The sequence below is a fragment of the Streptomyces sp. NPDC052016 genome (assembly GCF_044548445.1).
Lineage (GTDB): Bacteria > Actinomycetota > Actinomycetes > Streptomycetales > Streptomycetaceae > Streptomyces.
The window spans coordinates 1-1692 of record NZ_JBIUBX010000069.1 but is presented as its reverse complement, the minus strand read 5'-3'; the positions used below and the strand labels follow the sequence as shown (position 1 = coordinate 1692).

The following is a 1692-nucleotide window of genomic DNA, read 5'->3' as shown; positions in this document are numbered from 1 at the left end:
TCTGTCGACGATCTTGTGATCCGGGCGGCTGAGCAGCTCGTGCCGACTGGTCGCGATCATGCATCGCGTGCTCTCATGACGTGCTCCTGGAGCTGTTTCCGTACCTGTCCGCGCTGCTGATCGAGGAGGTCGAGCGGCAACCGGACCAGGTGGTGCTGAGAACGCGGGTGCGGGCGACGACTGGCTCCTGTCGGTGCGGCCAGAGTTCGGCCCGGGTGCACGGTCAGTACGTACGCAGGCTGCGTAATGTCTCCGTGGGCGGGCTCGGTGTTGTGATCGAGTTATGCGTGCGCCGGTTCCGCTGCGAGAACCCTGCCTGCATGGCGGTGACATTCGCCGAACAGGTCTCGGGACTGACCACCCCGCACAGTCGGCATACCCCTCTGCTGCGCGAGGTGTTGACACAGATCGGGCTGGCCCTGGCCGGCCGGGCAGGAGCCCGACTGGCGTCCGCGGTCGGCCTCACCATAGGTAAGGACACACTGTTGCGGCTGGTCAGGTCCCTGCCCGAGCCGGACATCGGCAAGGTGGAGATCCTCGGCGTCGACGACTTCGCCTTCCGCAGGGGCCGCCACTACGGCACGGTATTGATCGACATGGCCACCCACCGGCCGCTGCACCTCTACGACGGCCGCGAAGGCGAGGATCTGGCTGCCTGGCTCCGCGATCACCCCGAGGTGAAGGTCGTTTGCCGGGACCGTTCCAGCGGTTACGGGGAGGGCGCTCGGGCCGGGGCGCCGCAGGCCGAACAGGTCGCGGATCGCTACCACCTGTGGGCCAACCTCGGCCAGGCGGTCGAGAAGACGGTCAACGCCCATCGCTCCCGCTTGGCCGAACCGCCTCCCGGCTCGGGCTCCAGCCCCGACCACGTGGAGGTGGAGCCCGAGGTGGTCCAGCCACCGAAGGACCTGAAGATCGTGATCCGGCTGCGTGAGCAGCATGCTGCCGCCCATGAGCTGTGGCAGCAGGGGATGTCGAAGGCGGCGATCGGCAGGAAGCTTGGGCTGCACCAGGCCACCGTCCGCAAACTGGTCAACGCCCGTTCCGCCGACGATGTCGTGGCCAAGAGCCTCCAACGAGCGCATGTCGTCGACCCGTACGTCGGCTACTTGCACCGGCGCTGAATGAGGGTGTCAGGAACGCCGCCCAGCTCTACCGTGAGATCAAGCAACTCGGCTATCCAGGTGGCGAGTTGGCTGTTCAGCGGCATCTGCGGCGCTACCGGACCGGGCGCGGACACGCACCCAACCTGGGACCGAAGCCTCCATCGGTCCGCGAGGTCACCTCCTGGATGATGACCCACCCCGAGCACCTGCGGGACGAGGACGCCGACAAGCTGAACCGGCTGCGTGAGCGCGATCCCGAACTCGACCGGCTCGCTCTTCACATCAGGAAGTTCGCCGCGATGATGACCGGCCGCCACGGCGACCGCATCGAAAAGTGGATCATTGACGTCGAACGCGACAGTCTGGCTCCGCTTGCGGGCTTCGCCCGCAACCTCCGCCGCGACTTCGATGCGGTCCGCAACGGGCTGTCTCTGCCGCACAGTTCCGGCGCCGTCGAGGGCAACATCAACCGGCTGAAGATGCTGAAACGCCAGATGTTCGGCAGGGCCAGTCTCGATCATCTTCGCAAACGCGTCCTGCTCACACGGTGAGCCTCGACCGCCCGGATCACAAGATCGTCGACAGG

At 66.5% G+C, this 1692-nt stretch carries 2 protein-coding genes; both read left to right on the top strand.

Annotation, left to right across the window (positions count from 1 at the left end; translation table 11 throughout):
• Nucleotides 1-80: 80 nt before the first annotated feature.
• Complete coding sequence (locus ACIHAR_RS39675) at nucleotides 81-1124, top strand: ISL3 family transposase (protein ID WP_400024131.1); 1044 nt, start codon at nucleotides 81-83, stop codon at nucleotides 1122-1124.
• 167 nt (nucleotides 1125-1291) lie between these two features.
• The gene (locus tag ACIHAR_RS39670; protein WP_400024130.1) at nucleotides 1292-1657 is read left to right on the top strand and encodes a transposase; all 366 of its coding nucleotides are present in this window, start codon (nucleotides 1292-1294) and stop codon (nucleotides 1655-1657) included.
• The last annotated feature ends 35 nt before the right edge of the window (nucleotides 1658-1692 follow it).